The following is a 26,550-nucleotide window of genomic DNA, read 5'->3' as shown; positions in this document are numbered from 1 at the left end:
ATGAAGTTTCGCTCAGTATCAATCTCCGCTACCTCCACACCTTCACGTGTTACCCCACCCAAGCGTTTTTCGATGCGTGTCGCCGAATGGCTGCTGGACAGTCCGCGTCTTGGGGATAACCCCAACATCAAGCACTTCGCCGGGCGCTTGCTCAAGCAGCCTGCCCGTGAAGGCGTGGTGGCTGCGCAAAGCCGCCTCGGGCAATTGATGTGCCGTGAATGCGGCAATGCCCGTGATCGGCGCATTGGTCAGGACCTGCTGCGTCAGGCCGCGCGAGCAGGGGATACGCGGGCCCAGCAGGAACTGGGTCTGATCGAAGACTGAGCTGTCCAAGTCAGGTGGCCTTGGTTAACCTTCAAGCTTTATCTCATCGGCAGGAATCTTTATGGCTATGGACTTGACCAGCCTATTACTCGGTCTGGCAGGCGCGGGCCTGCCATTGCTGGTACTGGCCTGGCAAATTCAACGCCGTGCGAGCGGCTCGCAAGCCGAGGCGGCTCTGCTGGAAGAGCGCCTGGCCATGGCCCAACTGGCGCAGGACGGCCTGAATGCCCAACTCGACGCCTGTCGCGATGAAATCGGTGACCTGAGCCAGGCCAACGCCGCCAAGCAAGCGGACCTCGCTGCCACGCGCCGTGAAGTCGAACTGCTGCAAATCGAGCGCGACGACGCTCGCGATGCCTCTCACGCCTGGAACCTCGAGCGCGCCGGTAAAGAGGCAGAGCTACGTCGCCTGGACACGCTGGCGGCGTCACTTAACGCCGAGCTACGCGAGCAACAGGAAAGCCATCAGCAACGCCTCAGTGACCTGCAGGGTTCGCGAGACGAGTTGCGAGCGCAGTTCGCCGAACTGGCGGGCAAGATTTTCGACGAGCGTGAGCAGCGCTTCGCCGAAACCAGTCAACAGCGGTTGGGCCAGTTGCTCGATCCGTTGAAAGAGCGCATTCAGTCCTTCGAAAAACGCGTCGAGGAAAGTTATCAGGCCGAAGCGCGCGAGCGTTTCTCGCTGGCCAAGGAACTGGAACGCCTGCAACAGCTGAACCTGCGCCTTAGCGACGAAGCCACCAACCTCACTCGCGCCTTGAAAGGGCAGAAAACCCAGGGCAATTGGGGCGAACTGATTCTCGAGCGAGTGCTTGAACACGCGGGGCTGGAGAAGGGCCGCGAGTACCAGACCCAGGTCACTCTCAAAGGCCCGGATGGCGAGCGCTTCCAGCCGGATGTGATTATTTACCTGCCGGGCGACAAGCAAGTGGTGGTCGACTCCAAGGTCAGCCTGACGGCCTATCAGCAATACGTGGCGGCCGAAGACGACGCCATCGGCCAGATCGCCATCAAGCAACACGTGCTGTCGCTGCGCAATCACGTCAAAGGCCTGTCCGGCAAGGATTACAAACGGCTCGACGGCTTGCACAGCCTGGATTTCGTCTTGCTCTTCGTGCCAATCGAAGCAGCGTTTTCCGCGGCTTTGCAGGCGGAGCCAACGTTGTTCCAGGAAGCCTTCGACCGCAACATCGTGATCGTCAGCCCCACCACGTTGCTGGTGACTTTGCGTGTGATCGACAGCCTGTGGAAGCAAGAGCGCCAGAGCCAGAACGCCCGGGAAATCGCCGAGCGTGCCGGGTGGCTGTACGACAAGTTTGTGTTGTTCATTCAGGATCTGGACGAAGTCGGCAATCGCTTGCAGCAACTGGACAAAGCCTACAGCTCTGCGCGCAACAAGCTGACAGAAGGCCGGGGGAATCTGGTCAGTCGCAGCGAGCAGCTGAAGTTGCTCGGCGCGCGGGCCAGCAAGAGCTTGCCGGCGGACTTGCTGGAGCGGGCGATGACCGATGTGGATGGCTTGGCCGAGTTACCGGAATAACCGGAAAAGCATCGCGAGCAGGCTCACTCCTACAGGAACAGCGCTAAACCCTGTGGGAGCGAGCTTGCTCGCGATGGCGGCAGAAGCCTCCCTGCAAAGCTAAAACCCGCCGCGCTACAACGGCAAATGCCGACTCAACAACGCCCTCAACGCCGCCGGCTTCACCGGCTTGGCCAGATAATCCAGCCCCGCCGCATGCACCTGCGCCACCGTCTCCGGCCGGCCATCGGCGCTGATCACCACCCCCGGCACGGGTTCCCCCAGTTGAGTGCGCAGCCACGCCATCAGCTCGGTCCCGGTTTCGCCATGGTCCAGGTGGTAATCCACCAGCGCCAGTTGCGGACGAACGCCGTCGTTGAGCAGCGCTGCACATTCCTCTCGGTTACGCGCGGTCCAGACCTGACAACCCCAGCGCGTCAGCAGGCTGTTCATGCCGATCAGAATGCTGTCTTCATTGTCGATGCACAGCACCTGTGCGCCGCTCAATACGTGGCCGTTGAGTTCAGCGGTCTTGGGCGCCACCACGGTTTGTGCCCGAGCCAGCGGCACGCTGACGCTGAACACACTGCCGCGCCCCGGCCAGGAGCGAACTTGCAGCGTGTGTCCCAAGACGCGGCACAGCCCATCGGCAATCGCCAGGCCCAATCCCAGGCCTTTCTCCGCGCGGGTCTGATGACTGTCGAGGCGTTTGAATTCTTCGAAGATCACCTGCAGTTTGTCCTGCGCAATGCCCGGCCCGCGGTCCCAGACCTCCAGGCACAATTCATCCTTGCGCCGCCGGACGCCGAGCAGCACCGGCCCCTTGGCATAGCGGAACGCATTGGTCAGGAAATTTTGCAGGATCCGTCGCAGCAGTTTGATGTCGCTGTCGACCCGCAACGTGCTGCTCCGAACCCGGAAGCTCAGCCCTTGTTCCTGAGCCTGCGCCTTGAATTCGGCGCCAAGGGTGTCGAACAATTCGTTGAGTGCGAAGGGCTTCGGGTCGGGGTTGATCTTGCCATTTTCCAGGCGAGAAATATCCAGCAGGTCGCTGATCAAGTCCTCGGCCGAACGCAACGAACTGTCCAGGTGATGGACCAGTTTTTGCGCCTCGCCCGACAGACCATCGTCCTGGTGAGACAACGCGGCGGAGAACAGGCGCGCAGCGTTCAGCGGTTGCATCAAGTCATGGCTGACGGCCGCCAGAAAGCGAGTTTTCGACTGGTTGGCAGATTCGGCAGTGCTCTTGGCTTCTGTCAATGCAACGTTGAGTTGCGACAGCTCGTGGGTGCGCTCTGCCACCCGCTGCTCCAGGCCTTCGTTGGCTTCGGTCAGCGCTTGTTCGGCTTCGCGGAACGCGGTGATGTCGGTGAAACTCATGACGAAACCACCACCGGGCATCGGATTGCCGATCAGCTCGATTACCCGTCCGTTGGGGAACAGTCGTTCCGAGGTGTGGGCGCGGCCCTGACGCATCCAGTGCAGGCGGCGGGCGACGTGCACTTCGGCTTCACCGGGGCCGCACAGGCCGCGTTCGGCATTGTGGCGAATGATATCGGCAATCGGGCGTCCGACGCTGATCAGGCCGTCCGGGTAGTTGAACAGCTCCAGATAACGCCGGTTCCAGGCCACCAGTTTCAGTGACTGGTCGACCACGCTGATGCCCTGGGTGATGTTTTCGATCGCGCCTTGCAGCAGGGCGCGGTTGAACTGCAATACTTCCGACGCTTCGTCGGCGATGCGCACGACGTCTTCCAGCTGCATTTCCCGGCCTTCGATGGCGGCTTTCACCACCGCCCGCGTCGAGGAAGCACCGAGTACACCCGCCAGCAGGCGTTCGGTGTGGGCGATCCATTCACCGTCGGCGTTCTGATTCGGGTTGAAACCTTTGCCTTGGCGGTAGGCGAAACGGATGAAGCTCTGACGCGCCCGTTCTTCGCCGACGAAACGCGCGGCCAGTTGCAGCAAATCATCGATCTGCACGGCGAGCATCGAACGGGCGCTGGGGCGTGCGCTGATTTCCTGGCCGATGAAACGACCCGCCTGCCAGTGCTCGGAAACCCGCGTCCGGGACAACACCGAGACCCAGGCAAACAACGTGAAATTTCCGGCCAGCGACAGCACCACGCCTTGGGTCAGTGGGGTGATCGGCAGGTTCATCGGGTTGCTGTGCAGCCAGGCCAGGCCCGGGAAGCTCTCCAGCGGCCAGCCGAGGCTACGCGCCGCAATCGGCAGGATCAGCGTGTAGAACCACAGGAATGTTCCGGCGGCGAGCCCGGCGAATACGCCGCGACGGTTGGCCTGCTTCCAGTACAGCGCGCCGAGCATGGCTGGGGCCAGTTGCGTCACGGCGGCGAAGGCGATCTGGCCGATGGTTGCCAGGCTGGCGGTCGAGCCCAGCAGGCGATAGCTGACGTAGGCCAGGAGCAAAATCACCACGATGCTCACCCGGCGTACCGAGAGCATCCACTGGCGAAACACTTCGAACGGTCGCTCGGCGTTGTTTCGGCGTAGCAACCACGGCAACAGCATGTCGTTGGACACCATGGTAGACAGCGCCACGCTGGCGACAATCACCATGCCGGTCGCCGCTGAGGCGCCGCCGATAAACGCCAGCAAGGCGAGGGCAGGGTGCGCCTGGGCCAGCGGCAGGCTGATGACGAACGAGTCCGGCAACACCGAACTGGGCAGCATCATCTGACCGGCGAGGGCGATCGGGACGACAAACAGCGCGGCCAATGCCAGGTAGGCCGGAAACACCCATTTGGCCAGACGCAAATCCTGAGGATCAATGTTCTCCACCACCGTCACGTGGAACTGCCGGGGCAGGCAGATGATCGCCATCATCGCGACGCCCGTCTGCACCACCATCGACGGCCAGTTGATGGTTTCCTTCCAGTATTCTTCGAGGCGCGGGGCGAGCATGGCCTGGTTGAACAGGTCGTCGAAACCGTCGTACAGCCCAAAGGTCACGAACGCACCGACGGCGAGAAACGCGAACAGCTTGACCAGTGACTCAAACGCGATGGCCAGCACCATGCCACGGTGGTGTTCTGTGGCATCAAGGTTGCGGGTACCGAAGACAATGGTGAACAGCGCCAGCACCAGCGACACAATCAAGGCGGTGTCCTGGGCGCGAACCCCCATCGCGTCGGCGCCCGCGCCAATCAGCAGGTTTACCCCGAGCACAATGCCCTTGAGCTGCAAGGCGATGTAGGGCAACACGCCGACCAGACAGATCAACGCCACCACAATCGCCAGTGACTGGGATTTACCGTAGCGGGCGGCAATGAAGTCGGCGATGGAGGTGATGTTTTCCTGTTTGCTGATCATCACCATTTTTTGCAGGACCCACGGCGCGCCCACCAGCAGCAGAATCGGTCCGAGGTAGATCGGCAGGAACGACCAGAGCTGTTCCGCCGCCTGGCCCACGGCGCCAAAGAATGTCCAGCTCGTGCAATAGACCGCCAGCGACAGGCTGTACACCCACGCGCGCACGCGCGGTGGCAACGGCGTGCTGCGACGGTCACCGTAGAAGGCAATGGCGAACATGATGGCCATATAGGCCAGGGCGACGGCGGCGATCAGCCCGCTGGACAGCGACATGGGAACTCCCGACGAAAGACACCCGGGACTCCCGCCCGGTCAGACAGTCTCGCACGACCGCCCCGGTTAGTCAGTGTCGACCAAGGTCGTGGCGTGGCGGGGTGTCGCAGGCGGCGTATCAGGCGGATGTTGGTTGTCTGGGCCCTTACTGATTCAACGCAATCCCGATCAACCGATGCAACTCCTCAACCTCCAACGGCGCCTCGGAAAACAGGATGCGAAACACGATAGGCGCCGCCACCATGTTAATCAGCCGATCGACACTCGGTTTTGGCTCATTCGGATAACGATCCAGAATCATCTGCAACTGCCCGCCAATGATCGTGGCGCAATAGCTCGGCTTGAGGCTCGCTTGCACGTCGCGCAGCATGTTGCGGCCGGGTTCGGAACTCATCTCGTCCAGATACTGTTCCGCCCAGGCCTGCACATCACCGCGCAGGCTGCCGGTATCGGCCGATGCGGTTTCCGGCTGCATGCGGGCGAGGGCGACGTCCGCCAACAATGCCGACAAATCACCCCAGCGCCGATAGATCGTCGACGGTGTAACTCCTGCACGCGCAGCGATTTGCGGCACGGTCACGCTGGCGCGCTCCTGCTCTTCGAGCAATTCGCGCACGGCCTTGTGAATCGATTCCTGCACCCGGGCACTGCGGCCGCCGGGACGTAAGGTGGGGCCTGTCATTACCTGTTTCCTGTTCTCGCCGAGACTTGCCGTCAGGCAAACGCCCTGGCTCTAAAAGCCATGCATCGGACCTTAACACAAAGAATTTGCTTTAAGCGCCAGCCAGTAGCACACTCCGCAAAAGCGAAAAATTAGCTTTTGCGGAGTGTGCCGATGTCCAGTTCTCGTTCAAATCGTGCAAGCCTGTGGTTTCTGGCGATCACTTTACTCAGTTTTCTCGCGGCTTCCACGGCGCCGACGCCGTTGTATCGCTTGTACCAAGAGCAGATGCACTTCTCGGCCGCGACCCTGACCCTGATTTTCGGTGTCTACGCCTTCAGCCTGCTGGCGGCGCTGCTGACGGTTGGTTCGCTGTCGGATCACCTTGGGCGCAAGCCGGTGATTTTCACCGCCGTGGTGTTGAATGCCCTGGCGATGTTGCTGTTTATCAATGCTGACAGCGTCGCCTGGCTGATCAGTGCTCGAGTGCTGCAAGGGTTTGCCACCGGCATGGCGACCGCCGTGCTGAGCGCCACACTGCTGGACACCGACCGCCAACAGGGGCCGTTGATCAACAGCGTTGCGCCGCTGCTTGGCATGGCCCTGGGCGGATTGGGCTGTGGTTTGCTGGCCGAATTCGCACCCGCGCCGTTGCACCTGACGTATTGGCTGCTGTTCGTCCTGTTTGCGTTGCAGGCGCTCTATATCTGGCGTTTGCCGGAAAGTGTGTCGCGTCAACCGGGGGCTTGGGCTTCGCTGCGGCCGACCTTGCACGTGCCGGTTCAAGCGCGCTCGACCTTATGGCGGGTACTGCCGCTGAATACGGCAACGTGGGCGCTCGGCGGTTTTTATGCGTCCCTGGCACCCTCGTTGGTGCGCACGGCCACCGGTTCCACCTCGAACCTGATTGCCGGGTCGACCGTCGCGGCGCTGACGGTGACAGGCGCCTTGATGATTTTCACCCTGCGCAATCGTCCCGCTGCTCTGGCGCTGCAGTTGGGAGCAAGCTTGCTGCCAACCGGTATCGTCCTGGTTCTACTGGGCGTGCACAGCGCCAGCCTGCCGTTGTTTTTCCTCGGCACGCTCGTCGCTGGTTGTGGTTTCGGCGCCGGTTTTCTGGGTGCCGTGCGCAGTCTGGTGCCATTGGCTCTACCCCATGAGCGCGCGGGGCTGATGTCGGCGTTTTATGTACTCAGTTACCTGGCGTTCTGTCTGCCATCGCTGTTGGCCGGGAACCTGACGCGAAGCTTCGGCCTGGTCGCGACGACCGACGGCTACAGTGCCGTGCTGATCGTGCTCTCCGTTGGCGCTTTGCTGGCGTTGATCCGTCAGCGCTCGTTGAAAGTCTGTGGCACAGATGTGCGTTGATCGCTAGCCTTGGCCTCTTCATTCATTTCGACGGACCGCCCCATGAAGATCATCCGCAGCAAATCTTTCACCGCTGATCGCGCCTGGGGCGCACTCGACATCGCCAACATGAACGGCATCACCACCCGTTTGCACTGGACCGATCAGCCTTATAAATGGCACGTCAACGATGGCCAGGAAGTGTTCGTGGTGCTGGATGGGCAGGTGCAGATGCGTTATCGCGAAGAGGGCATCGAGAAGCAGGCGCTGTTGGATGTTGGCGACATCTTTTATGCCTCTGTCGGCACCGAGCATGTGGCGCATCCGCAGGGTGCGGCGCGAATTCTGGTGATCGAATCGCAAGGCAGTGTCTGAATCTATATCTGCAAAACAGATAAGTTATAGAGATATTACCCGTTATATAGATATTCGATTCAGTTCTACCATGGGCTCCACCTCACCAGAGGAGAGGAGTTCGCCATGACATGCCCTAACAGCGTCACAACCGGTATCAAACCGTTCAGCCATTTGCAGCACCCGCGTGAGGTCATCCGTCAATTCACGCCCAACTGGTTCGCCGCGACCATGGGCACCGGGGTGCTCGCGCTGGCGCTGGCGCAATTGCCCCTCGCCATTCCCGGTTTGCGCGCGCTCGCCGAAGGGGTGTGGCTGTTCAATATTTTCCTGTTCGCCGTCTTCACCGCCGTGTACACCGCGCGTTGGGTGCTGTTCTTCGACGAAGCGCGGCGAATCTTCGGCCATTCCACGGTCTCAATGTTCTTCGGCACCATTCCCATGGGCCTGGCGACCATCATCAACGGCTTTCTGGTGTTCGGTCTGCCGCGCTGGGGTGACGGCGTGATTCCTATCGCCGAAATGCTCTGGTGGCTGGATGTGGCGATGTCGCTGGCGTGCGGCGTGCTGATTCCCTTCATGATGTTCACCCGTCAGGAACACAGTATCGACCAGATGACCGCCGTCTGGCTGTTGCCGGTGGTGGCCGCGGAAGTCGCGGCGGCCAGCGGTGGCCTGCTGGCGCCGCACCTGGCGGATGCGCATTCGCAACTGGTGGTGCTGGTGACGAGTTACGTGCTCTGGGCGTTTTCCCTGCCGGTGGCCTTCAGCATTCTGACCATCCTGTTGCTGCGTATGGCGCTGCATAAATTGCCCCATGAAAATATGGCCGCTTCGAGCTGGCTCGCGTTGGGTCCGATTGGCACCGGGGCACTGGGCATGTTGCTGCTGGGGGCGGACGCGCCAGCCATCTTCGCCGCCAACGGTCTGCCGGGCATGGGTGAAATCGCCGCCGGCCTGGGGCTGGTAGCCGGGATCACCCTGTGGGGCTTCGGTTTGTGGTGGATGCTGATTGCGGTGCTGATTACCTTGCGTTACCTGCGCGCCGGCATCCCGTTCAACCTCGGCTGGTGGGGGTTTACCTTCCCGTTGGGCGTCTACTCGCTGGCGACGTTGAAACTGGCCAGCACCTTGAACCTGACGTTTTTCAGTGTGTTTGGCTGCGTGCTGGTGGCGTTGCTGGCGATGATGTGGCTGATCGTTGCCCGGCGCACGTTGCAAGGCGCGTGGCGCGGTGAACTGTTTGTCTCGCCGTGCATTGCAGGATTAAAGAAATAACCTGCAAAGATTAGGTAATGTGTGGCCTGGATCGACGTTCGGCATTCCAATAACCGTATCCACGCCACTCGCTACCTAACATCAGGGACACATGGAAGATGAGTCACCCCTCGCAGTTCACCTTGCTCCGCACCCGGCGCTTCCTGCCGTTTTTCGTGACCCAGTCCCTCGGGGCGTTCAACGACAACATCTTCAAGCAGTCGTTGATCCTCGCCATTCTGTACAAATTGACCATCGACGGTGACCGCTCGATCTACGTCAACCTCTGTGCGCTGCTGTTCATCCTGCCGTTCTTTCTGTTCTCGGCGCTGGCCGGACAGTTCGGCGAGAAGTTCGCCAAGGACCGCCTGATCCGCCTGATCAAGCTCGGCGAAATCGTCATCATGGCGGTCGGCGCGGTGGGTTTCGTCTTTGATCATCTGTCGTTGATGCTGGTGGCGCTGTTCGCCATGGGCACACATTCGGCGCTGTTCGGGCCGGTGAAATACTCGATCCTGCCCCAGGCCCTGCGTGAAGAAGAGCTGGTCGGCGGTAACGGGCTGGTGGAAATGGGCACCTTCCTGGCGATTCTCGCCGGGACCATTGGCGCCGGGATCATGATGTCATCCAGTCACTACGCGCCTATCGTTTCCAGCGCGATCATCGGCGTTGCCGTGCTCGGCTACCTGGCCAGTCGCAGCATTCCACGGGCGGCGGCCGCTTCGCCGGAAATGCACCTGAACTGGAACATTTTCAGCCAGTCCTGGGCCACGTTGAAGTTGGGCCTTGGACAGACGCCCGCGGTATCGCGTTCGATCGTCGGTAACTCGTGGTTCTGGTTTGTCGGGGCGATTTACCTGACCCAGATCCCGGCCTATGCCAAAGAGTGGATGCACGGCGACGAAACCGTGGTGACTCTGATTCTGACGGTGTTCTCGGTGGGGATCGCGCTCGGCTCGATGCTCTGTGAAAAGCTCTCCGGACGCAAAGTCGAGATTGGCCTGGTGCCGTTCGGCTCGTTCGGTCTGACGGTGTTTGGCTTGCTGCTGTGGTGGCATTCGGGCGGTATTCCGGACAGCGCGACCGGCCACGGCTGGGTTGAAGTTCTCGGCTTTGGTCACACCTGGCTGGTGTTGATCGACATCCTTGGCCTGGGGATCTTTGGTGGTTTCTACATCGTGCCGCTGTATGCGCTGATCCAGTCGCGCACCGCCGAGAACGAGCGGGCGCGGGTGATTGCCGCCAACAACATTCTCAATGCGTTGTTCATGGTGGTGTCGGCGATTGTCTCGATCATCTTGTTGAGCCTGGTCAAGCTGTCGATTCCGCAGCTGTTCCTGGTGGTGTCGCTGCTGAACATCGGCGTCAACGCCTACATCTTCAAGATCGTCCCCGAATTCAGCATGCGCTTCATGATCTGGCTGCTCAGCCACTCAATGTACCGCGTGGAGCATCGCAATCTGGAGCTGATTCCCGATGAAGGCGCGGCGCTGCTGGTGTGCAATCACGTGTCCTTTGTCGATGCGCTGCTGATTGGCGGCGCGGTGCGTCGGCCGATTCGCTTTGTGATGTACTACAAAATCTACAACCTGCCGGTGCTGAACTTTATCTTTCGCACGGCCGGGACGATTCCGATCGCGGGGCGTCAGGAAGACATTCAAATCTACGAAAGAGCCTTCAAGCGGATTGCGCAGTATCTGAAGGATGGCGAGTTGGTGTGTATCTTTCCGGAAGGCAAATTGACGGCTGACGGGGAGATCAATGAGTTCAAGGGGGGGCTGACGCGAATACTGGAAGAAACGCCGGTGCCGGTGATTCCACTGGCGTTGCAGGGGTTGTGGGGGAGTTTCTTCAGTCGTGATCCGGGCAAGGGGCTGTTTCGCCGGTTGTGGTCGCGGGTAACGTTGGTGGCGGGGCCGGCAGTGGCGGTTGAAGCGGCGGAGCCGGCCAAGTTGCAAGCGCTGGTTGGCGAGTTGCGCGGCACCGTCAGATAGTGGGTGAATGTGCTGGCCGTATCGCGAGCAGGCTTACTCCTACAGGTGATTTGTGACCAACATAGATCACCTGTAGGAGTAAGCCTGCTCGCGATGGCGGTCTAAAGTCAGGCGCTGACTTTGAGCCCAACCAACCCAGCGATGATTAACGCCACACTGGCCAGCCGAAACAGCGCCATCGACTCACCAAACAGAATGATCCCGGCAATCACCGTGCCGACTGCACCCACCCCCGTCCAGATCGCATACGCCGTGCCCAGCGGCAATTCCTTCATCGCAAGGCCCAGCAAGCCAAGGCTGATGGCCATGGCTGCAACAGTCAATGCGGTGGGCAGGGGACGGCTGAAACCGTCGGTGTACTTCAGGCCAACGGCCCAGCCGACTTCGAACAGGCCGGCGAAAAACAGGATGATCCAGGACATGAAAGACCTCCATCGATTGACGGGGTCGTCCCCAGATTAATGACTCGATCGAGCCGCGAGGTCGTCCTCGCGTTGCGCCATAGAGTGCCCATCATTAATCCGGGGATCAAGTTTGCGGCTTATTCGGTGGCCTGTCGCGCAGCGGTTTCCCGGTCTTGTTTCTCGCTCATTCGACGGAAATACGTCGAGAGCAGCGCCCCGGAAATATTGTGCCACACGCTGAACAACGCACTCGGCACCGCCGCCAGCGGCGAGAAGTGGGCACTGGCCAACGCGGCGCCCAGCCCGGAATTCTGCATGCCGACTTCCAGCGCCAGCGATTTGCGTTGGGCCAAAGGCAGCTTGAACAGGCGGCCGGTGAAGTAGCCCAGCAGATAACCGAAGCTGTTGTGCAACATCACCACGGCCATGATCAGCAGGCCGGACTCGGCAATCTTCGCCTGGCTGGCGGCGACCACGGCGGTGACGATGATCACGATGCTCACCACCGAAATCAGTGGCAACACTTCTACCGCGTGGCGAACCTTGGTACCGAGCACGCGTTGCGCCACCACGCCGAGGATGATCGGCAACAGCACCACTTGCAGAATCGACCAGAACAGCTCCATGAACGACACCGGCAACCAGGCCGAGGCCAACAGCCAGATCAGCGCTGGAGTCAGCAGCGGAGCGAGGAGGGTGGTGACGGCGGCGATGGCCACCGACAGGGCCAGATCGCCGCGTGCCAGCCAGGTCATCACGTTCGACGAGGTGCCGCTTGGGCAGCACCCGACCAGAATCACGCCGACGGCAATTTCCGGCGGCAGGTGAAACGCCTGGCAGAGCAACCACGCCACGCCGGGCATGATCACGAAATGGGCAACCACGCCTAACGCAACGCGCCACGGATGGCGGGCGACTTCGGCGAAGTCTTCAAGTTTGAGGGTCAGGCCCATGCCGAACATCACCAACCCGAGCAGTGGCACGATTGCGCCCTTGAGGCCGATGAACCACGCCGGTTGCAGGAAGGCCAGAACCGCGAAAATCAGTACCCAGTAAGCGAAGGTGTTCCCGACAAAACGACTCAATGCTGCCAATGCACGCATGGCTTGATCCTTATTATGAGTAACGATCCCAAGGTGGAATCCAATCAATGTGGGAGCCGGCTTGCCTGCGATGGCGGTGTGTCAGTCAGCTGATCTGTAGACTGACATAGCGCCATCGTCGGAACGCCGCCCGGAGCAAGCCCGGCTCCCACAGTTGATCCGGTTTCTTCAGGGGAAATCGGTTTTGCTTTAGATCCCCTGCGGAGTCTCTTCGCCGCCCAGCGCTTCAACCAGCGCCGGCAGGAAGTCGCCGAAGGTCAGCATCATCAGGGTGAAGCTGGCGTCCAGTTGGCCCAGGGCCTCTTCGCCGCCGTCCTGTTCCGCCTGATCTTGCAGCAGGTCTTCGAACTTCAGACGCTTGACCACCATCTTGTCGTCGAGGACGAAAGACAGTTTGTCTTGCCAGGCCAAGGACAGCTGAGTGACCACTTTGCCGGTGCTCAGGTGCAGCTGGATTTCTTCGCTGGTCAGGTCCTGACGCTTGCATCGCACGATGCCGCCGTCTTCGTGGGTATCACGCAGCTCGCATTCGTCCAGCACAAAGAAGTCGTCTGCGGCTTTCTGGGTGGTGACCCATTCGGTCATGGTGGCGGTTGGCGACATTTTTACGGTCAGTGGACGTACCGGCAGGGTGCCGATCACTTCACGCAGGGTGGACAGCAGGTCTTCGGCACGTTTCGGGCTGGCCGAGTTGACGAGGATCAGGCCTTGTTTCGGCGCAATGGCGGCGAAGGTCGACGAGCGACGAATAAAGGCGCGCGGCAGGAACGCCTGGATGATTTCATCCTTGATCTGGTCGCGTTCTTTCTTATAGACCTTACGCATTTGCTCGGCTTCGATCTCGTCGACCTTTTCCTTTACGGCGTCACGCACGACGCTGCCCGGCAGGATGCGTTCTTCTTTACGCGCAGAAATCAGCAGGAAGTCGCCGCTGACGTGGACCAGCGGTGCATCTTCGCCCTTGCCGAATGGCGCGACGAAACCGTAGGTGGTCAACTCCTGGCTTGCACATGGACGCGCCAGTTTGGTGGCCAGTGCAGTTTCCAACGCCTCGGCATCAACAGGCAGATCTTGGGTCAGGCGATAGATAAGCAGGTTTTTGAACCACATGGGGTAAGTCTCTCCTTATATACAAAGGGGGGCATTATTCTCTTAGCGGCGCCATAGGCCAACCCTTCGCTAAGCCTTTGGAAGGCCTGAGAAAATTATTTAAAAAAGTGCTTGCCAGAGGTGAGGTCGCTCCGTAGAATGCGCGCCACACCGAACGTGAAGGGTGATTAGCTCAGCTGGGAGAGCGTCTGCCTTACAAGCAGAATGTCGGCGGTTCGATCCCGTCATCACCCACCATTCGCATTCAGTGTTACGCGCAGCGGTAGTTCAGTCGGTTAGAATACCGGCCTGTCACGCCGGGGGTCGCGGGTTCGAGTCCCGTCCGCTGCGCCATATTCGGTTACCTGGAACGCTGAACGCCAGGTCACCACGGAAAAGCCCGCTCACGCGGGTTTTTTTCTGTCTGTAGATTGTCCGTTGTTCCTGCAGGTTGCATCGTTTCACCGGTTTTCGGATTTATTTGAAAAATAATTCAATTAAATCAACACTTTACGAAAACCTGTGGCATAATGTGCCCCGCAACGAAGGTAAAGGGTGATTAGCTCAGCTGGGAGAGCGTCTGCCTTACAAGCAGAATGTCGGCGGTTCGATCCCGTCATCACCCACCACTTTCAACGCTACGCGCAGCGGTAGTTCAGTCGGTTAGAATACCGGCCTGTCACGCCGGGGGTCGCGGGTTCGAGTCCCGTCCGCTGCGCCATATTCGGTTACCTGGAACGCTGAACGCCAGGTACCACACAGAAAGCCCGCTTAATGCGGGCTTTTTGCTGTCTGGCGTTTGGCAATTGCGTTTATTGCTCGGCGTTACGACTGTGTCGGTAGTCGCTTACGGCTTCATACACCGCTTTGCGAAGTCGGTTGATGCCGCCAATTGGCCGATGAGCCTCAAGACCAAACCATGGATTGAACGACTGGTTGTCGCATTGGATATTCAATGCCGGCGTGTCGAAATCTTGCGCGGGTACTTTGATTCGCGCCACGGTCTGGAATGGCGCCGCGTTTTCACGCCATTCGATGCTGGTGTCTTCTATGGGCATGTACTGGCTTGGGTCCTGACGCTGAATTTGCAGGACGAAGCAGGCCGGCACCCGGTCGGTCGACAATTGCTGGTTCAGCGCATTGCGCAGGAAGTTTGGCAACTTCTGGTTCTGCGCGGGCAGGGTGTAGGCCGGGCAGCTATCAGGGTCCGGCATCACTCGGAATTTGGCATTGGTGGCACCAAACTTGTAGGGCGAAACCGAAAAGTAAGTGGTCTTCGTCGGACTTTCCGGGGCGGGTGACAGGGTTGCCAAGGCGATAAACAGGTGCCGAACCTGCCAGGTCCGTGGGTCCCAACCCGGGAAAAACGCCATCAGCTTTTTGCCGTCAGCCTGGGCCGCTACATTCTGACGGTACTCGGCGACATCGCTGACGAAGAAATTCGCGTGGCTGAACATCACAAAATCCTGTTCGCCACGAGTCTGTTGATCGGCGAGCAGCTGTTTGCCGGGCACATCGAGCAATTTGATTGCCATGCCCCGGGCGTCTCGAATGCTGTCGAATTGCGGATACGCATTGCCATTGGACAGGCGCATTGTCGCTTGCCAGGTTTTGCCGGGTTGGCTGAACACGCCCTGGCGCAGTTCCTCGGTCAGATCCGCCAGCACTTGAACCTCGGCCTTCACGCAGCCATGGGCCTTGGCATGTGCATCGCGCAGGTAGCGGGTGTTCTCACGGTGTTGATCGACGATGCGCACCGCCGTCTGAATGACGTCCTGAGTCATGGCGGCTTCGCCATCCGGTATCACTTCTTGCGCTGAAACAGGTCCGCTGTGCTGCCAGGCGAACCACGCCATGGCTAGCGCATAACCGAGCACACCCAGGCCGATCAACCACAGGAGGGTCTTGCCAAGAAAAGCGCCAAGGCGCATCCAGAGTCTGCTCATGGCAATTGCGCCTCCAGCGGGCCGCCCAATACCTTCAGATATTCCAGCAGCGCCCAGCGCTCCTGCGGTTGCAGCAAGCGGCCAATCACGCCGTTGCCGCGCTGGCCGGCACGGAACTCGTGGCCGCTGTTGTGATTGCCGGTGATGCGCGTGTCGAACACAAAGCCATTGGTAAAGGCCTCGGTACGATAGCCAAGATGTTGCGGGTCGTACTCGAACGTACCTTTATAGAAGGTCGTTGCGCGTTCATCTTGAGGTGAGAGCAGCTGATAAATGCTCGGTACCGAACCGTTGTGCAGAAACGGCGCAGTGGCCCAGACGCCTGCCAGTGGCCGTGCCTTATAGGCCCGCAGCTCACGCACGCCAATTGGCAGGCCGAAGCCATTCATGGCCGGTTGTTCGGCGGCAGGAATGTTCGCGTCACGGTAAGCGCGGTTTCCGACGAAAGCCGTGATGTATGCCAGCCCCTTGGCCGATGACAGCTGGCTCAAATCCAGCGGTTCAGCGGGTGCTGGCTGCAAGTGCACGTCCAGCTGCTTGAGTTCCGCCAGGTCCCATTGCAAGGCGGAGAGGTCGAAGCGATGGTCGGCAATGTTGTTGGCGGCGCCCGGGTCGGTGCCAATGAAATCGACCGGTAGCATTTTCAAATGTTGCACCCAGCGCCCGTCACTCTCGACTGTGCGTGGCAAATGGCAACCGGCGCAGTTTTCGCGGAACAACTCGCGACCTTTGGCTGCCAACGGCTTGTCGACAGCGCCGAGTAACTCTTCAGGCCATGCGGGTGGTTTGAGCCGTTGCAGGGTTTCCTCGATCTGGTGCAGGTCGCGTAATCGCACACTCGACGGATAACGTCCGTCACCTTTGAGCGGTTGGCCGTTGGCATCGAAGAAACTCAGTGTGGCGCCCACACCCAGGGATTCGCCGATGTTGCGAGCCATGGGTTGTTGCGCCGAACCGTTCCACTGCACCCAGTCGAACGTCCACATGTCCCACAATTGCGGGTAATCCACCGGGGCATTGGCCACACGGTAGTTGTCGGCTGAAATCGCATCACCGAACGTGGCGTTGGCAATGCGTCCGAAGGCGTCGGTACGGCCCGGTCCTTCCTCGGTGGGGTAGAGCCCGCGATGGGTATCGTTCCAGGCAACTTTGACGAAGGTAACGAGGGACGCTTTGAACTCTTCACGCAATTGTGGGTGCCGGGCGTCGTAGTCATCGCCCAGCACGTTGCGGGCGAAGCGTTCGAATTTCCACGGGTTGAGGTAAGTCGAGGTCAGACTGGCGACCAACGCTTGTCCGAAACTGCCCCCTTTCAACGTAGGAACACTGGAAGGCAAAACGTGCTGCGCCGAACCGCCGTCAATGCGGATCGCCTGGCCGTTGAAGCGCAACTCACCGGTGTGGCAAGCGGCGCACGAGATGTCGAGAAATTCGTCCTGACTGCCGGGATTTTGGTGGCGGGCAAAACCTACCGGCAAATTCCCAGGGTTGTCTGGCGTGGCTTTCTGCCCGGGATCGATCAGGAAACCAAAGCGGGCGAGGTACTCGGGCGATGCGAATCGTTGTTGCGAGAAGGGCAGTTCGAGGGCGTTGAACCAGGCATAGCGCAAGCCTTTGACCTGGGTTCCCTGAGGCGTGAAGTAGTAAGTCTGGCGATCTTCGGCGCTCCATTGTTCCAGGTAATGCACCTGTTGCGCGGGCGACCAGGTCGGCAGTTTCGGATTGGCGACGTAATACAGAACCACGGCCAGGCCGAGTCCCAGCAGCACAGCCACCAGCATCAGCAGGCGAAATAAGAGGCGCAAGATAAACATCCTTGTCGAGTTGTGGCTCTCTTATGCCGCAGGGGACGGGGTGCGGCAAGTGGCCATTACGCCAGATGTTGTGGGATATAGGATCAGCTGCTGTAGGTGCCAGATGACAGATGCTTCATGATGCCAATCCTGAAATGCGTTAAAACACCTGAACTTATCAGAAGTTTCCAGCTCTCATGCCGGTAGCCATTGGTCGTGGCCGCCTGATAAGCTCGCGGCTTTACTCGATTGCCCTTTAGGCGCATGAACAAGGAAATAGCATGAAACAGCATCGGTTGGCGGCGGCGGTAGCCCTGGTTAGCCTGGTACTTGCGGGTTGTGATTCGCAGACCAGTGTAGAGCTGAAAACTCCGGCGCAAAAAGCTTCCTACGGCATTGGCCTGAACATGGGCAAAAGCCTGGCTCAGGAAGGCATGGATGACCTGGATTCCAAAGCCGTAGCCCAAGGCATCGAAGATGCCGTTGGCAAGAAAGAGCAGAAGCTCAAAGACGAGGAGCTGGTCGAAGCCTTCGCCGCACTGCAGAAGCGTGCGGAAGAGCGTATGGCCAAGATGAGCGAAGAGTCGGCGGCTGCCGGCAAGAAATTCCTCGAAGAAAACGCCAAGAAAGCCGGCGTAGTGACCACCGCCTCGGGCTTGCAATACGAAGTGGAAAAGAAAGCCGATGGCCCACAGCCTAAGCCGACCGACGTAGTGACTGTTCACTACACCGGCAAGCTGACCAACGGCACCGTCTTCGACAGCTCCGTCGAGCGCGGCAGCCCGATTGATCTGCCGGTCAGCGGTGTGATTCCGGGTTGGGTCGAAGGCCTGCAACTGATGCACGTTGGTGAGAAGTACAAGTTGTACATCCCTAGCGAACTGGCTTATGGCGCCCAAAGCCCAAGCCCGGCGATCCCAGCCAACTCGGTGCTGGTATTCGACCTGGAGCTGCTGGGGATCAAAGATCCAGCCAAAGAAGACGCCGCCAAGTAATCAGCGTCTGCTTTGACAACAACGCCTCGCTTATGCGGGGCGTTGTTGCATCCGGGGTTCGGCGCAGGTAAACAAAGCGAACGGTTGCTGTACGCTGGAGTCATAGCCATTGAAGACGCCCGTGCTAGCCGCGCCGGCGCGCCAAGTCAATGAAATCTTGGGTTTTTTTATGTGAGTAAAAAACGCCCGATCTGAGCCGGACCCTTATGAAACGGGGCTTTCAGCCGTGAAAAGCAGCTCTGTTCACAAGGTTATCCACAATTTGTGTGGATAACATTTCAGTGGGAGGAATGATGAAAGCACCCTGGAATTTCGCTCGATTCTTGCCCCTCGCCGGGCGCCTGCTCGCGCGCGGGCGCTTGCCGACGTTGCTGTTCGCCGTCGCCAGCAAAGGCGCCAGCCAAGGCAATCGCCTGGGCAAGGTCAAAGACGATTTGCGCCTGTTGCAGGCGCTGTGCCTGGCCTACTGGCGTGGGGAGTACCGTGCCGTCAGCCCGAAGGCGTTGGTCTCGGTGGTCGCCGGCCTGATGTATTTCCTCAGCCCGGTGGATGCCATCCCGGATTTCATTCCGGTGTTCGGCATGCTCGATGACATCGCGGTGCTGGCCTGGCTGATGAAAGTCCTCGACGACGAACTCAATGCCTTCCGCGCCTGGCGCAGGCGACAGGTGCCGGAGAAGCTGGCGGTGGTCGAACGCCTGCCCGATACCCCGGAGAAACTTCAGCTCCAGGGCCCCCAAAAAATGCGGGGTGATTGAAGGATGCAGATCAGCCAACCCGTTTTTGCCGCAACGCAATTCCTCTAGCAGCTGGCGCAGCCTGCATTCGGCTGCGCAGCAGTCGTAATATCTGTATTTATGGTCTTTCTGAAACACCGCGTCGCCTGATTTCACGACTGCTACGCAGCCGAACGCAGGCTTCGCCAACTGCTACCGATCGCGTCTTGGCTTGACTCATTGGCATAAGGGCGACTGAGGATCCAATTTATTGATACCCCCGCGCGACCTTGGCCGCTGTTAGGATTACACTTCTAGGGAAAAGTGCCGACTCGCAAAGTGTCGTTGTCCTACGGGGAAGTCATGGATATTCAGATAATCACACGCGAAGGCGAGCCCGAGTATGCAGTTTTACCGTGGGCTCAGTACCAGGCTCTACTGAAAGCAGCAGGCATCAACGAGAAACCGGCGCCAGACGCGCCAGTGCATCGCACGGCAACACCAGACCAGATTCTTCCAGGTCTGGATCAACTACGCAGTTTGCGCGAAGGGAAGGGCATCGCCATCGAGGCGCTGGCCCGCACGGTAGGCATCAGCCCGTCTTATCTGGCCTTGATCGAAAGTGGCGAGCGTCTGCCCGACGCTGCGATTCGCCGCAGCCTGGCCTGGGAATTGACGGTGCCAGGGTGGAGGGATGAATCGTGAGCGTACGCATCAGTCGTCAACATTGGGACGGGTTGCTGGGTGAACTGGATCAGGCGCGTCGTCAGCGTCATCTTCTGACCTATCGAGCGTTGCTGGAGCGTTTGCAATTGCCCACGCCGGCCATGCAAACCCTGACCGCTGCGCTCGAACATCTGGCTGCTCTGGATGCCAGGGCCGAGCAACCGTTGCGCAGCTCGCTGGTGATCAGCCAGGGCGCCAGTCGTTTGCCGCGCACCGGCTTCTTTGAATGTGTCGAGCGTCTGGGGCGTTTCTCCGGGCCATCTGACGGTGTCGCCGCCGCGTCCTGGCATGCTTCGGAAGTGGTGCGTGTGTTCGAATACGAATACCCCGAATCGGCCGAGGCCTGAGTGTTTTTAAAACTCAAGGCCCGGGCTGGTTACTGGCTGGCCCGCCGGTTGTTTCATTGGTCATGGTTCGTGCGCCAACCGCGCGGCTGGAGCTGGCTCGAAGGCCAGTTCGCGCGCATGGCGAATTTGGGTGACGTCGGTGCCCAGAGCTTCTATGGCCACATCCTGACCTTTCGCGGCGTCGGCCTTGGGGCTCGCGAGGAGGGCGTGCGATTGCTGCGCCTGGCGGCGTTGGCGGGGGATGGCAAGGCGGCGTATCAGGTTGGGGTGATCTGTCTGGCAGGAACGCCGAGCAAGGCGCCGGACCTGGTTGAAGCTGCGCGCTGGTGGGGCATGGCCGTGAAGGCGGGGCATCCATTGGCAGAGCTCAAGTTGAAAGAATTGGCGGCTCGGGGTGAGGGGCAATAACCCCAACCTGTGTTGACTGAGCGGACGCTATCGCGAGCCAGAATATTCAGCGCTGCCCTTCCAGCAATGCATTCTCTGCCCCAGACACCGCCAGACTATCAATCACATGCACGCTATACCCCTGCACATTCTTCGCATGGTGTTTAGCCTGCGATGCCATCTCCGCCAACTGGCTCGCATCGAGTTGTCCACAGGCCTGTGGATGCAAATGCACTACGCCGATCGACAATGACAACAACGGAAACTCCTGTCGCACCCCCTGACGGTTCGGCGCGATAAAGCACCCGGCTTCCAGGTGTTCGCTGCGGTAAAAGCGTCGGCATTGGCTCTGGAAGTCGTCCAGCAACTGGTTCAACCGTTTACGCCAGTCTTCCGGGCCGAGCACCAGCAGGAAGTCGTCACCGCCGATATGGCCGACGAAATCACGGGAAGGGTCGACGCGATCATTCAGGCATTGCGCCAGGCAGAGCAGGACTTCATCCCCTCGGCCGTAGCCGTAAATGTCGTTGAAGGGCTTGAAGCTGTCGATGTCGACATAACAGATCACTGACTCCCGTTCCTGTTGCAGCAAACGTGTCAGGCATTGCTGGATCGGTACGTTGCCGGGCAACAGGGTCAACGGGTTGGCGTAGCGGGCCTGCTGGATTTTCAGCTCGGTAATCAGCTTGAGGACATCCATCACCCGACCCAGTCCCAGATAGCTGCCATTGAGGGTGATGATGAAGTCTTCTTCAATGCGTTGGCGCGCGCGGCTGGTGATCAGGCGGCTGACCTGTTGCAGCGACTGGCTCATTTCCACGGCGAGAAAGTCATCGTTCATCAAGCGACTGATCGGTTTGCGGGCGAACAGGTCGGTGGCAAACGGTTTCAGCAGCGCGTCCGACAGCGAATGCCGGTGAACGATGCCACAGGGGTGGCCTTGATTGTCGAGCACTGCCAGGGAGTTCAGATTGGCCTGGCGGCGGAACGCTTCGAGCACGGTGGCGGTCGGTGTGTCGTGCGCAACGGCAGGTTGGTCGTTGAGCAGGGGGCAGAGGTCGCTGCCTTCGTCATTCAGCGCAACGGCGGTGCTGTCGTGTTTGGGCATCAGGGCGCGAGCATCCCGGGGCGGATGTTCCTGAGGACGGCACAGCAGATAGCCCTGGACCAGATCAACGCCCATCTCGGTCAGCACCGCGAGCTCTTCCTGCAATTCAATGCCTTCGGCAATCACTTGAGCTCGTGAGGCTTTGGCAATCTGCAGGATTGAACCGACAAACTCTCGCTTGAGTGCGTCCTGGTGAATACCGTCGATGAAGTGACGATCAATCTTCACGTAATCCGGGCGCAGCTCCGACCACAACCGCAAGCTGGAATATCCCGCCCCCAGATCATCCAGCGCAATGGAAAATCCCATCGCCCGATAGTGATGCAGCGCGTTTTGCAGCAACTGGAAGTCATCGGTCGGGGTTTGTTCGGTGAGTTCGATCACTACCTGGCTCGGCGGAATGCCGAAATCCTGCAGCAGTTGCAGGGTGCGGCCGGGTTGATGGGCCGCTTCAAGCAGGGATTCCGGGGAGACATTGAGGAACAGTTTGCCCGGCAGTTGCTGTTCGTTGAAACGTCGGCAAGCGCTTTCGCGGCAAGCAATTTCCAGCTCGCTCAAGCGACCGGCCTGGCGGGCCACGGAGAACAATGCGATAGGGGAGTGCAGCGGACTGTTGGACGGGCCGCGGGTGAGGGCTTCATAGCCGACAATGCGTCGCTCGGAGAGGGAAATGATCGGCTGGAACAGGCTGTGCAAGCCGCTTTGAGCCAGAATGGAACTCAAGGCACTCAGCTGTTCTGTCGTGGTCATGGCAATCTCGGGGCGATAAAAAAGGACTGGGAGCAGCCTCTTGTCAGAGGCGCTCCCAGTCCTTTATTTCACGACAGAATGATGACTGTTTGATGACGCTCCGGGGAGCGTCAGCATTAAATTGCCATCATGTTGCGTGTCACCACTTAGTGCTTGGCAACCGCGGTGTTGAGTTTCAGGTAGTCCAGCAGAATCCGACCGGTCTCGCTCAGGTAAGCGTCGTCTTCTGGCTTGGTCTTGTCCGGTTCGGCCGCAAGGGCGTCTTCGTCTTCTTTCTTCAGCTCTTTGAGCGGTTCTTCGCCTTTGGCTTTGCGACGGATGTTTTCCATCACCAGCTGCTTGGCTTCGATATCGGTGTGCTGCGCCCGACGGTCGGCTTCATTGAGGCTGACGGTTTTTTCTTCCATCAGTTTCTGCGCCAGGGCCAGCTTGTCGCGGATGAACACGAACTCCGCATCCTTGGACGAGCGCGTATCGTGCTCTGACTTGAGCTGCGCCAGGTACGGTTTGAACGGATCTACCGCAGGCTTGATGGCCGCATGGATGGTGTCCCATGGCATGGCTTCAGGCAGGGCGCTTTCGCCGATTTCCTTGGTGTCGATGATCGACGGGTAATCGATGTCCGGCAGCACGCCCTGATGCTGGGTGCTCTGGCCGGAAACCCGGTAGAACTTGGCCAGGGTCAGTTTCAGTTCGCCGTGGTTCAGCGGCTGAATGGTCTGCACGGTGCCTTTACCGAAGGTCTGGCCGCCGATGATCAGCGCACGGTGGTAGTCCTGCATGGCGCCGGCAAAAATCTCCGAAGCCGAGGCGGACAGGCGGTTGACCAGCAACGCCATCGGGCCTTTGTAGAACGCGCCTGGGTTCTCATCTTCCAGCACATCAACCCGGCCATCAGCGTTACGCACGAGAACGGTAGGGCCCTTGTCGATGAACAGACTGGTCAGCTCGGTGGCTTCCTGCAAGGAGCCGCCGCCGTTGTTGCGCAGGTCGATGACCACGCCGTCGACCTTGTCTTTCTGCAACTCGGTCAGCAGTTTCTTGACGTCACGCGTGGTGCTCTTGTAGTCCGGATCGCCGGCACGGAATGCCTTGAAGTCGAGGTAGAAGGCCGGGATCTCGATGACGCCGAGCTTGTAGTCCTTGCCATCCTGTTTCAGGTTGAGGACCGACTTCTTCACGGCCTGATCTTCAAGCTTCACCGCTTCGCGGGTAATCGGCACGATCTTGGTGGTCTGGTCGTTTGGCGCATTGCTGGCCGGAATCACTTCCAGACGCACCACGGTGCCTTTCGGACCGCGGATCAGCTTGACCACTTCGTCCAGGCGCCAGCCGACCACGTCGACCATCTCTTTGTTGCCTTGGGCAACGCCGATGATCTTGTCGGCCGGTGCAACCTGCTTGGTCTTGTCGGCCGGGCCTGCCGGCACCAGACGCACGACTTTCACCTGGTCGTTATCGCTCTGCAACACGGCGCCGATGCCCTCCAGGGACAGGCTCATGTTGATGTCGAAGTTTTCCGCGTTATCTGGCGACAGATAGTTGGTATGCGGGTCGTAGGACATGGCGAAGGTGTTGATGTACGCCTGGAAGATATCTTCCGCACGGGTCTGGTCCAGGCGCGCCAACTGGTTCTTGTAGCGCTTGGTCAGGGTTTCCTGGATCTGCTTGGAATCCTTGCCCGCGATCTTCTGCCGCAGCACTTCGTCCTTGACGCGTTTGCGCCACAGGTCGTCGAGTTCAGCGGTGGACTTGAGCCAAGGGGCGTCCTTGCGATCGATCAGCAAGGTTTCCTTGGTGGTGAAGTCGATCTTGTCGACGCCTTTGTTCAGCTCGGCAAGGGCGAAGTCCAGACGCGCCTTGACGCGGTCCAGGTAGCGCTTGTAGATGGTGAACCCGGCGTTCAGGTCGCCGCTTTTGAGGAAGTCGTCAAACTGGGTTTTCCACTTGTCGAATTCCGCAATGTCGCTGGCCATGAAGTAGCTGCGCGACGGGTCCAGCAGCTTGAGGTAGCTGTCGTAGATGATCACGGAGCGCGCGTCATCGAGCGGCGGCTTGCTGTAGTGGTGGCGCTTGAGCAATTCGACGACGTTCAGACTGGCGATTACTTCGTCACGATCAGGCTGAAGCTTGTCCCAGCTATTGGCTGCAAACGTATTGGTCGATATCGGTAACAGACCGATACCGATGAAAAGGGCTAGGGCGGTGCCAGGGAAAAAATGCTTCATGCTGATTCGACGCGGGGACAATTGATCACGCATATTAGGCCGTCTTTGAAGTCGCCGGATCCACGAGGGCCGGTCGCATAATGCAAGAAAGCCCGGCGCTACAGCTACGGGCTCAGTCCAGACTCACTATGGAGGCACTGTGAAAGCATTGCAAGGCGTTGAAGGTCAAGTGGAGTGGCTTGAAGAGCCCAGTCCTACATGTGATGTAGGACAAGTTCGTATCCGAGTGGCGGCAGCGGGGCTCAATCGCGCCGATTTATTACAGAAAGCGGGCCTCTATCCGCCACCGCCGGGAGCCAGTCACGTACTGGGTCTTGAGTGTTCAGGGGTGATCAGCGAGGTAGGCGCGGGGTCTTCCTGGCAGGTCGGTGATCGAGTTTGCGCCTTGCTGGCCGGGGGCGGGATGGCCGAAGAGGTAGTTGTCGACGGACGGCATGTGTTGCCGGTTCCTGAAGGTTTGTCGCTGGTCGAGGCGGCAGCGCTGCCGGAAGTGTATGCGACCGTCTGGCTGAATGTGTTTCAACTCGCTGCGCTCAAACCGGGTGAGAAAGTTCTTCTGCACGCCGGAGCAAGTGGAATTGGTTCAGCTGCCATTCAGCTGTGCAAGGCGTTTGGCAACCCGTGCTGGGTCAGCGTCGGTTCCACCGAGCGATTGGCTTACTGTGAAGCTCTGGGCGCGCAGGGTGGGGTGGTGCGAAAGGGCGATCTGGACAGTTTGAATGACCTTGGGCCATTCGATGTGATCCTCGACCCGGTGGGCGGTCAGTACGCCGCGTTGAATCTGAAGTTGCTGGCCCCTGATGGTCGTTGGGTGCTGATCGGCCTGATGGGCGGCCGTGAGGCACAGCTGGACCTGGCGCAGGTGCTGGCCAAGCGCGTGCAGCTATTGGGTTCGACCTTGCGCAGCCGCGACGATCAGTTCAAGGCGGATTTGTTCAGTGATTTGAGCCAGCACGTCTGGCCGCTGTTTGCCGAGGGGCGACTGAGCCCGCAGTTGGCCAGGACGTTCCCGATCAAGGATGCCGAAGCGGCGTTTGCCGAGTTGGCGAGCAATACCGTGGCGGGGAAACTGGTGTTGGTGATTGACGAAAGCCTGATCTGACAACACAAAACCTGTGGGAGCGTGGCTTGCCCGCGATTCAGGCGACGCGGTGTATCAGTCAGACCGCGTCATCGTTCATCGCGGGCAAGCCATGCGCCTACAGGCGCAATGCGTTACTTCCAGAGATGGATCGGCCAGCCGGCCGTTTCGGCGTGCTCAAGCAGCACCGGATCCGGGTTCACCACGTGTGGGAAATCCACCTTCAGCAACAACGGCAGATCATTGCGTGAGTCGGAATAAAAACTCGCGCCTTCGAGGTTTTCCTCTTCCGCATCCAGCCATTCCAGCAACCGGGCAATCTTGCCTTCGCGGTAGGTCAGGGTGCCGACGGTCTGACCGCTATAAACGCCGTGCATCACTTCCAGTTCGATGCCGAGAATCTCGTCGATGCCCAGACGGTCGGCAATCGGCTTGACCAGGTGAGTGCCCGAGGCCGAGATCACCAGAATCCTGTCTCCGGCCTTGCGATGGGCGGCGATGGCTTTGGTGGCGTCACTGAAGATGATCGGCTCGATGAAGTCTTCCACCCAGGGCCCGACCAAATGCTCGATCTCTTCCGGTGTGCGCCCGATCATCGGCTCCAGGCTGAAGGTCATGTACTCCTCCATCCGCAGCTTGCCGTGACTGTAGGCGTCCATCAGTTCGTTGTTCTGACGCATGAACGACTCAGGGTCGACCCAGCCCAGGCGGCCCATTTGCTCGCTCCAGAGGGTGGCGCAGTCGCCGTGGATCAGGGTTTCGTCCAGATCAAAAATTGCCAGGGCCATCAGTGCAGTTCTCTCTTCAACATCAGC

At 59.6% G+C, this 26,550-nt stretch carries 22 protein-coding genes and 4 tRNA genes; 16 read left to right on the top strand and 10 right to left on the bottom strand.

Annotation, left to right across the window (positions count from 1 at the left end):
• Entirely contained in the window at positions 1 to 324 is a 324-nt protein-coding gene (locus AB4N43_RS08155; RefSeq protein WP_081743915.1) for an SEL1-like repeat protein, read from the top strand.
• A gap of 175 nt (positions 325 to 499) precedes the next feature.
• Positions 500 to 1,864, top strand: coding sequence for a DNA recombination protein RmuC (locus tag AB4N43_RS08150; RefSeq protein ID WP_460154205.1), 1,365 nt, complete (start codon positions 500 to 502; stop codon positions 1,862 to 1,864).
• A gap of 114 nt (positions 1,865 to 1,978) precedes the next feature.
• On the opposite strand, the gene AB4N43_RS08145 is transcribed toward AB4N43_RS08150, so the two are convergent.
• A complete protein-coding gene (locus tag AB4N43_RS08145) occupies positions 1,979 to 5,449 on the bottom strand; it encodes a hybrid sensor histidine kinase/response regulator (RefSeq protein WP_027922456.1) in 3,471 nt (1,156 codons plus the stop codon).
• Positions 5,450 to 5,594: 145 nt separating this feature from the next.
• The gene (locus AB4N43_RS08140; protein ID WP_027922457.1) at positions 5,595 to 6,131 is read right to left on the bottom strand and encodes a TetR/AcrR family transcriptional regulator; all 537 of its coding nucleotides are present in this window, start codon (positions 6,129 to 6,131) and stop codon (positions 5,595 to 5,597) included.
• Positions 6,132 to 6,284: 153 nt separating this feature from the next.
• On the opposite strand from AB4N43_RS08140, the gene AB4N43_RS08135 reads away from it, so the two are divergent.
• The 4 genes from AB4N43_RS08135 to AB4N43_RS08120 all read left to right on the top strand — a co-directional run bounded on the left by AB4N43_RS08135 (position 6,285) and on the right by AB4N43_RS08120 (position 11,062).
• Positions 6,285 to 7,478 carry an MFS transporter gene (locus AB4N43_RS08135; protein ID WP_059181352.1) on the top strand — a complete coding sequence of 398 codons (1,194 nt, stop codon included), beginning with the start codon at positions 6,285 to 6,287 and terminating at the stop codon, positions 7,476 to 7,478.
• A 42-nt stretch (positions 7,479 to 7,520) separates the two neighbouring features.
• Positions 7,521 to 7,832, top strand: a complete 312-nt coding sequence (locus AB4N43_RS08130) for a cupin domain-containing protein (protein WP_027922459.1) — start codon at positions 7,521 to 7,523, stop codon at positions 7,830 to 7,832.
• A 105-nt stretch (positions 7,833 to 7,937) separates the two neighbouring features.
• Positions 7,938 to 9,089 (top strand): TDT family transporter, encoded by a 1,152-nt coding sequence (locus AB4N43_RS08125; protein ID WP_059181351.1) that lies wholly within the window; start codon positions 7,938 to 7,940, stop codon positions 9,087 to 9,089.
• Between the two features lie 98 nt (positions 9,090 to 9,187).
• The gene (locus AB4N43_RS08120) at positions 9,188 to 11,062 is read left to right on the top strand and encodes an MFS transporter (protein WP_027922461.1); all 1,875 of its coding nucleotides are present in this window, start codon (positions 9,188 to 9,190) and stop codon (positions 11,060 to 11,062) included.
• A 107-nt stretch (positions 11,063 to 11,169) separates the two neighbouring features.
• Here the strand turns inward: AB4N43_RS08120 and sugE are convergent, their stop codons facing one another.
• The 3 genes from sugE to rdgC form a co-directional block, all read right to left on the bottom strand.
• Complete coding sequence (sugE, locus tag AB4N43_RS08115; RefSeq protein ID WP_027922462.1) at positions 11,170 to 11,484, bottom strand: quaternary ammonium compound efflux SMR transporter SugE; 315 nt, start codon at positions 11,482 to 11,484, stop codon at positions 11,170 to 11,172.
• A 119-nt stretch (positions 11,485 to 11,603) separates the two neighbouring features.
• Positions 11,604 to 12,569, bottom strand: coding sequence for a bile acid:sodium symporter family protein (locus AB4N43_RS08110; RefSeq protein ID WP_027922463.1), 966 nt, complete (start codon positions 12,567 to 12,569; stop codon positions 11,604 to 11,606).
• Between the two features lie 189 nt (positions 12,570 to 12,758).
• Positions 12,759 to 13,679, bottom strand: a complete 921-nt coding sequence (rdgC, locus tag AB4N43_RS08105; protein ID WP_007945202.1) for a recombination-associated protein RdgC — start codon at positions 13,677 to 13,679, stop codon at positions 12,759 to 12,761.
• Between the two features lie 161 nt (positions 13,680 to 13,840).
• Between rdgC and AB4N43_RS08100 the strand changes: the two genes are divergently transcribed.
• From AB4N43_RS08100 to AB4N43_RS08085, 4 genes are all read left to right on the top strand, one after another.
• Positions 13,841 to 13,916, top strand: a tRNA-Val gene (locus AB4N43_RS08100).
• Positions 13,917 to 13,935: 19 nt separating this feature from the next.
• Positions 13,936 to 14,012 (top strand) — tRNA-Asp (locus tag AB4N43_RS08095).
• A gap of 199 nt (positions 14,013 to 14,211) precedes the next feature.
• A tRNA-Val gene (locus tag AB4N43_RS08090) sits at positions 14,212 to 14,287 on the top strand.
• 15 nt (positions 14,288 to 14,302) lie between these two features.
• A tRNA-Asp gene (locus tag AB4N43_RS08085) sits at positions 14,303 to 14,379 on the top strand.
• A 91-nt stretch (positions 14,380 to 14,470) separates the two neighbouring features.
• On the opposite strand, the gene AB4N43_RS08080 is transcribed toward AB4N43_RS08085, so the two are convergent.
• Together AB4N43_RS08080 and AB4N43_RS08075 are read right to left on the bottom strand one after the other, a co-directional pair.
• Positions 14,471 to 15,604: a catalase family protein gene (locus tag AB4N43_RS08080; protein ID WP_460153730.1), complete on the bottom strand. Its 1,134-nt coding sequence runs from the start codon at positions 15,602 to 15,604 to the stop codon at positions 14,471 to 14,473.
• A complete protein-coding gene (locus AB4N43_RS08075) occupies positions 15,601 to 17,409 on the bottom strand; it encodes a di-heme-cytochrome C peroxidase (protein WP_027922464.1) in 1,809 nt (602 codons plus the stop codon). The genes AB4N43_RS08080 and AB4N43_RS08075 overlap by 4 nt, the downstream gene beginning before the upstream one ends.
• Positions 17,410 to 17,678: 269 nt before the next feature.
• On the opposite strand from AB4N43_RS08075, the gene AB4N43_RS08070 reads away from it, so the two are divergent.
• The 5 genes from AB4N43_RS08070 (at position 17,679) to AB4N43_RS08050 (ending at position 20,589) form a co-directional block, all read left to right on the top strand.
• Positions 17,679 to 18,392 (top strand): FKBP-type peptidyl-prolyl cis-trans isomerase, encoded by a 714-nt coding sequence (locus AB4N43_RS08070; protein WP_027922465.1) that lies wholly within the window; start codon positions 17,679 to 17,681, stop codon positions 18,390 to 18,392.
• Between the two features lie 293 nt (positions 18,393 to 18,685).
• Positions 18,686 to 19,150 carry a YkvA family protein gene (locus tag AB4N43_RS08065; protein WP_460153727.1) on the top strand — a complete coding sequence of 155 codons (465 nt, stop codon included), beginning with the start codon at positions 18,686 to 18,688 and terminating at the stop codon, positions 19,148 to 19,150.
• Between the two features lie 321 nt (positions 19,151 to 19,471).
• A complete protein-coding gene (locus AB4N43_RS08060) occupies positions 19,472 to 19,813 on the top strand; it encodes a helix-turn-helix domain-containing protein (protein WP_027922467.1) in 342 nt (113 codons plus the stop codon).
• Positions 19,810 to 20,181, top strand: a complete 372-nt coding sequence (locus AB4N43_RS08055) for a hypothetical protein (RefSeq protein ID WP_007898892.1) — start codon at positions 19,810 to 19,812, stop codon at positions 20,179 to 20,181. The genes AB4N43_RS08060 and AB4N43_RS08055 overlap by 4 nt, the downstream gene beginning before the upstream one ends.
• Positions 20,182 to 20,589, top strand: a complete 408-nt coding sequence (locus AB4N43_RS08050) for an SEL1-like repeat protein (RefSeq protein ID WP_027922468.1) — start codon at positions 20,182 to 20,184, stop codon at positions 20,587 to 20,589. It abuts the gene before it with no gap.
• A 46-nt stretch (positions 20,590 to 20,635) separates the two neighbouring features.
• On the opposite strand, the gene AB4N43_RS08045 is transcribed toward AB4N43_RS08050, so the two are convergent.
• Together AB4N43_RS08045 and AB4N43_RS08040 are read right to left on the bottom strand one after the other, a co-directional pair.
• Positions 20,636 to 22,426, bottom strand: a complete 1,791-nt coding sequence (locus AB4N43_RS08045) for a bifunctional diguanylate cyclase/phosphodiesterase (protein WP_027922469.1) — start codon at positions 22,424 to 22,426, stop codon at positions 20,636 to 20,638.
• A 146-nt stretch (positions 22,427 to 22,572) separates the two neighbouring features.
• The gene (locus tag AB4N43_RS08040) at positions 22,573 to 24,654 is read right to left on the bottom strand and encodes a carboxy terminal-processing peptidase (RefSeq protein WP_172825913.1); all 2,082 of its coding nucleotides are present in this window, start codon (positions 24,652 to 24,654) and stop codon (positions 22,573 to 22,575) included.
• Positions 24,655 to 24,793: 139 nt separating this feature from the next.
• Here AB4N43_RS08040 and AB4N43_RS08035 point away from each other — a divergent pair, with 139 nt between their 5' ends.
• Entirely contained in the window at positions 24,794 to 25,756 is a 963-nt protein-coding gene (locus tag AB4N43_RS08035; RefSeq protein ID WP_059181347.1) for a zinc-binding dehydrogenase, read from the top strand.
• 113 nt (positions 25,757 to 25,869) lie between these two features.
• On the opposite strand, the gene AB4N43_RS08030 is transcribed toward AB4N43_RS08035, so the two are convergent.
• Positions 25,870 to 26,523, bottom strand: a complete 654-nt coding sequence (locus tag AB4N43_RS08030) for an HAD family hydrolase (RefSeq protein ID WP_027922472.1) — start codon at positions 26,521 to 26,523, stop codon at positions 25,870 to 25,872.
• Positions 26,524 to 26,550 lie beyond the last annotated feature (27 nt).

This window comes from Pseudomonas sp. S2_B07 (assembly GCF_054668435.1).
Note: the sequence above shows the minus strand (reverse complement) of the source record. Positions and strands in the feature narration are given on the sequence as shown.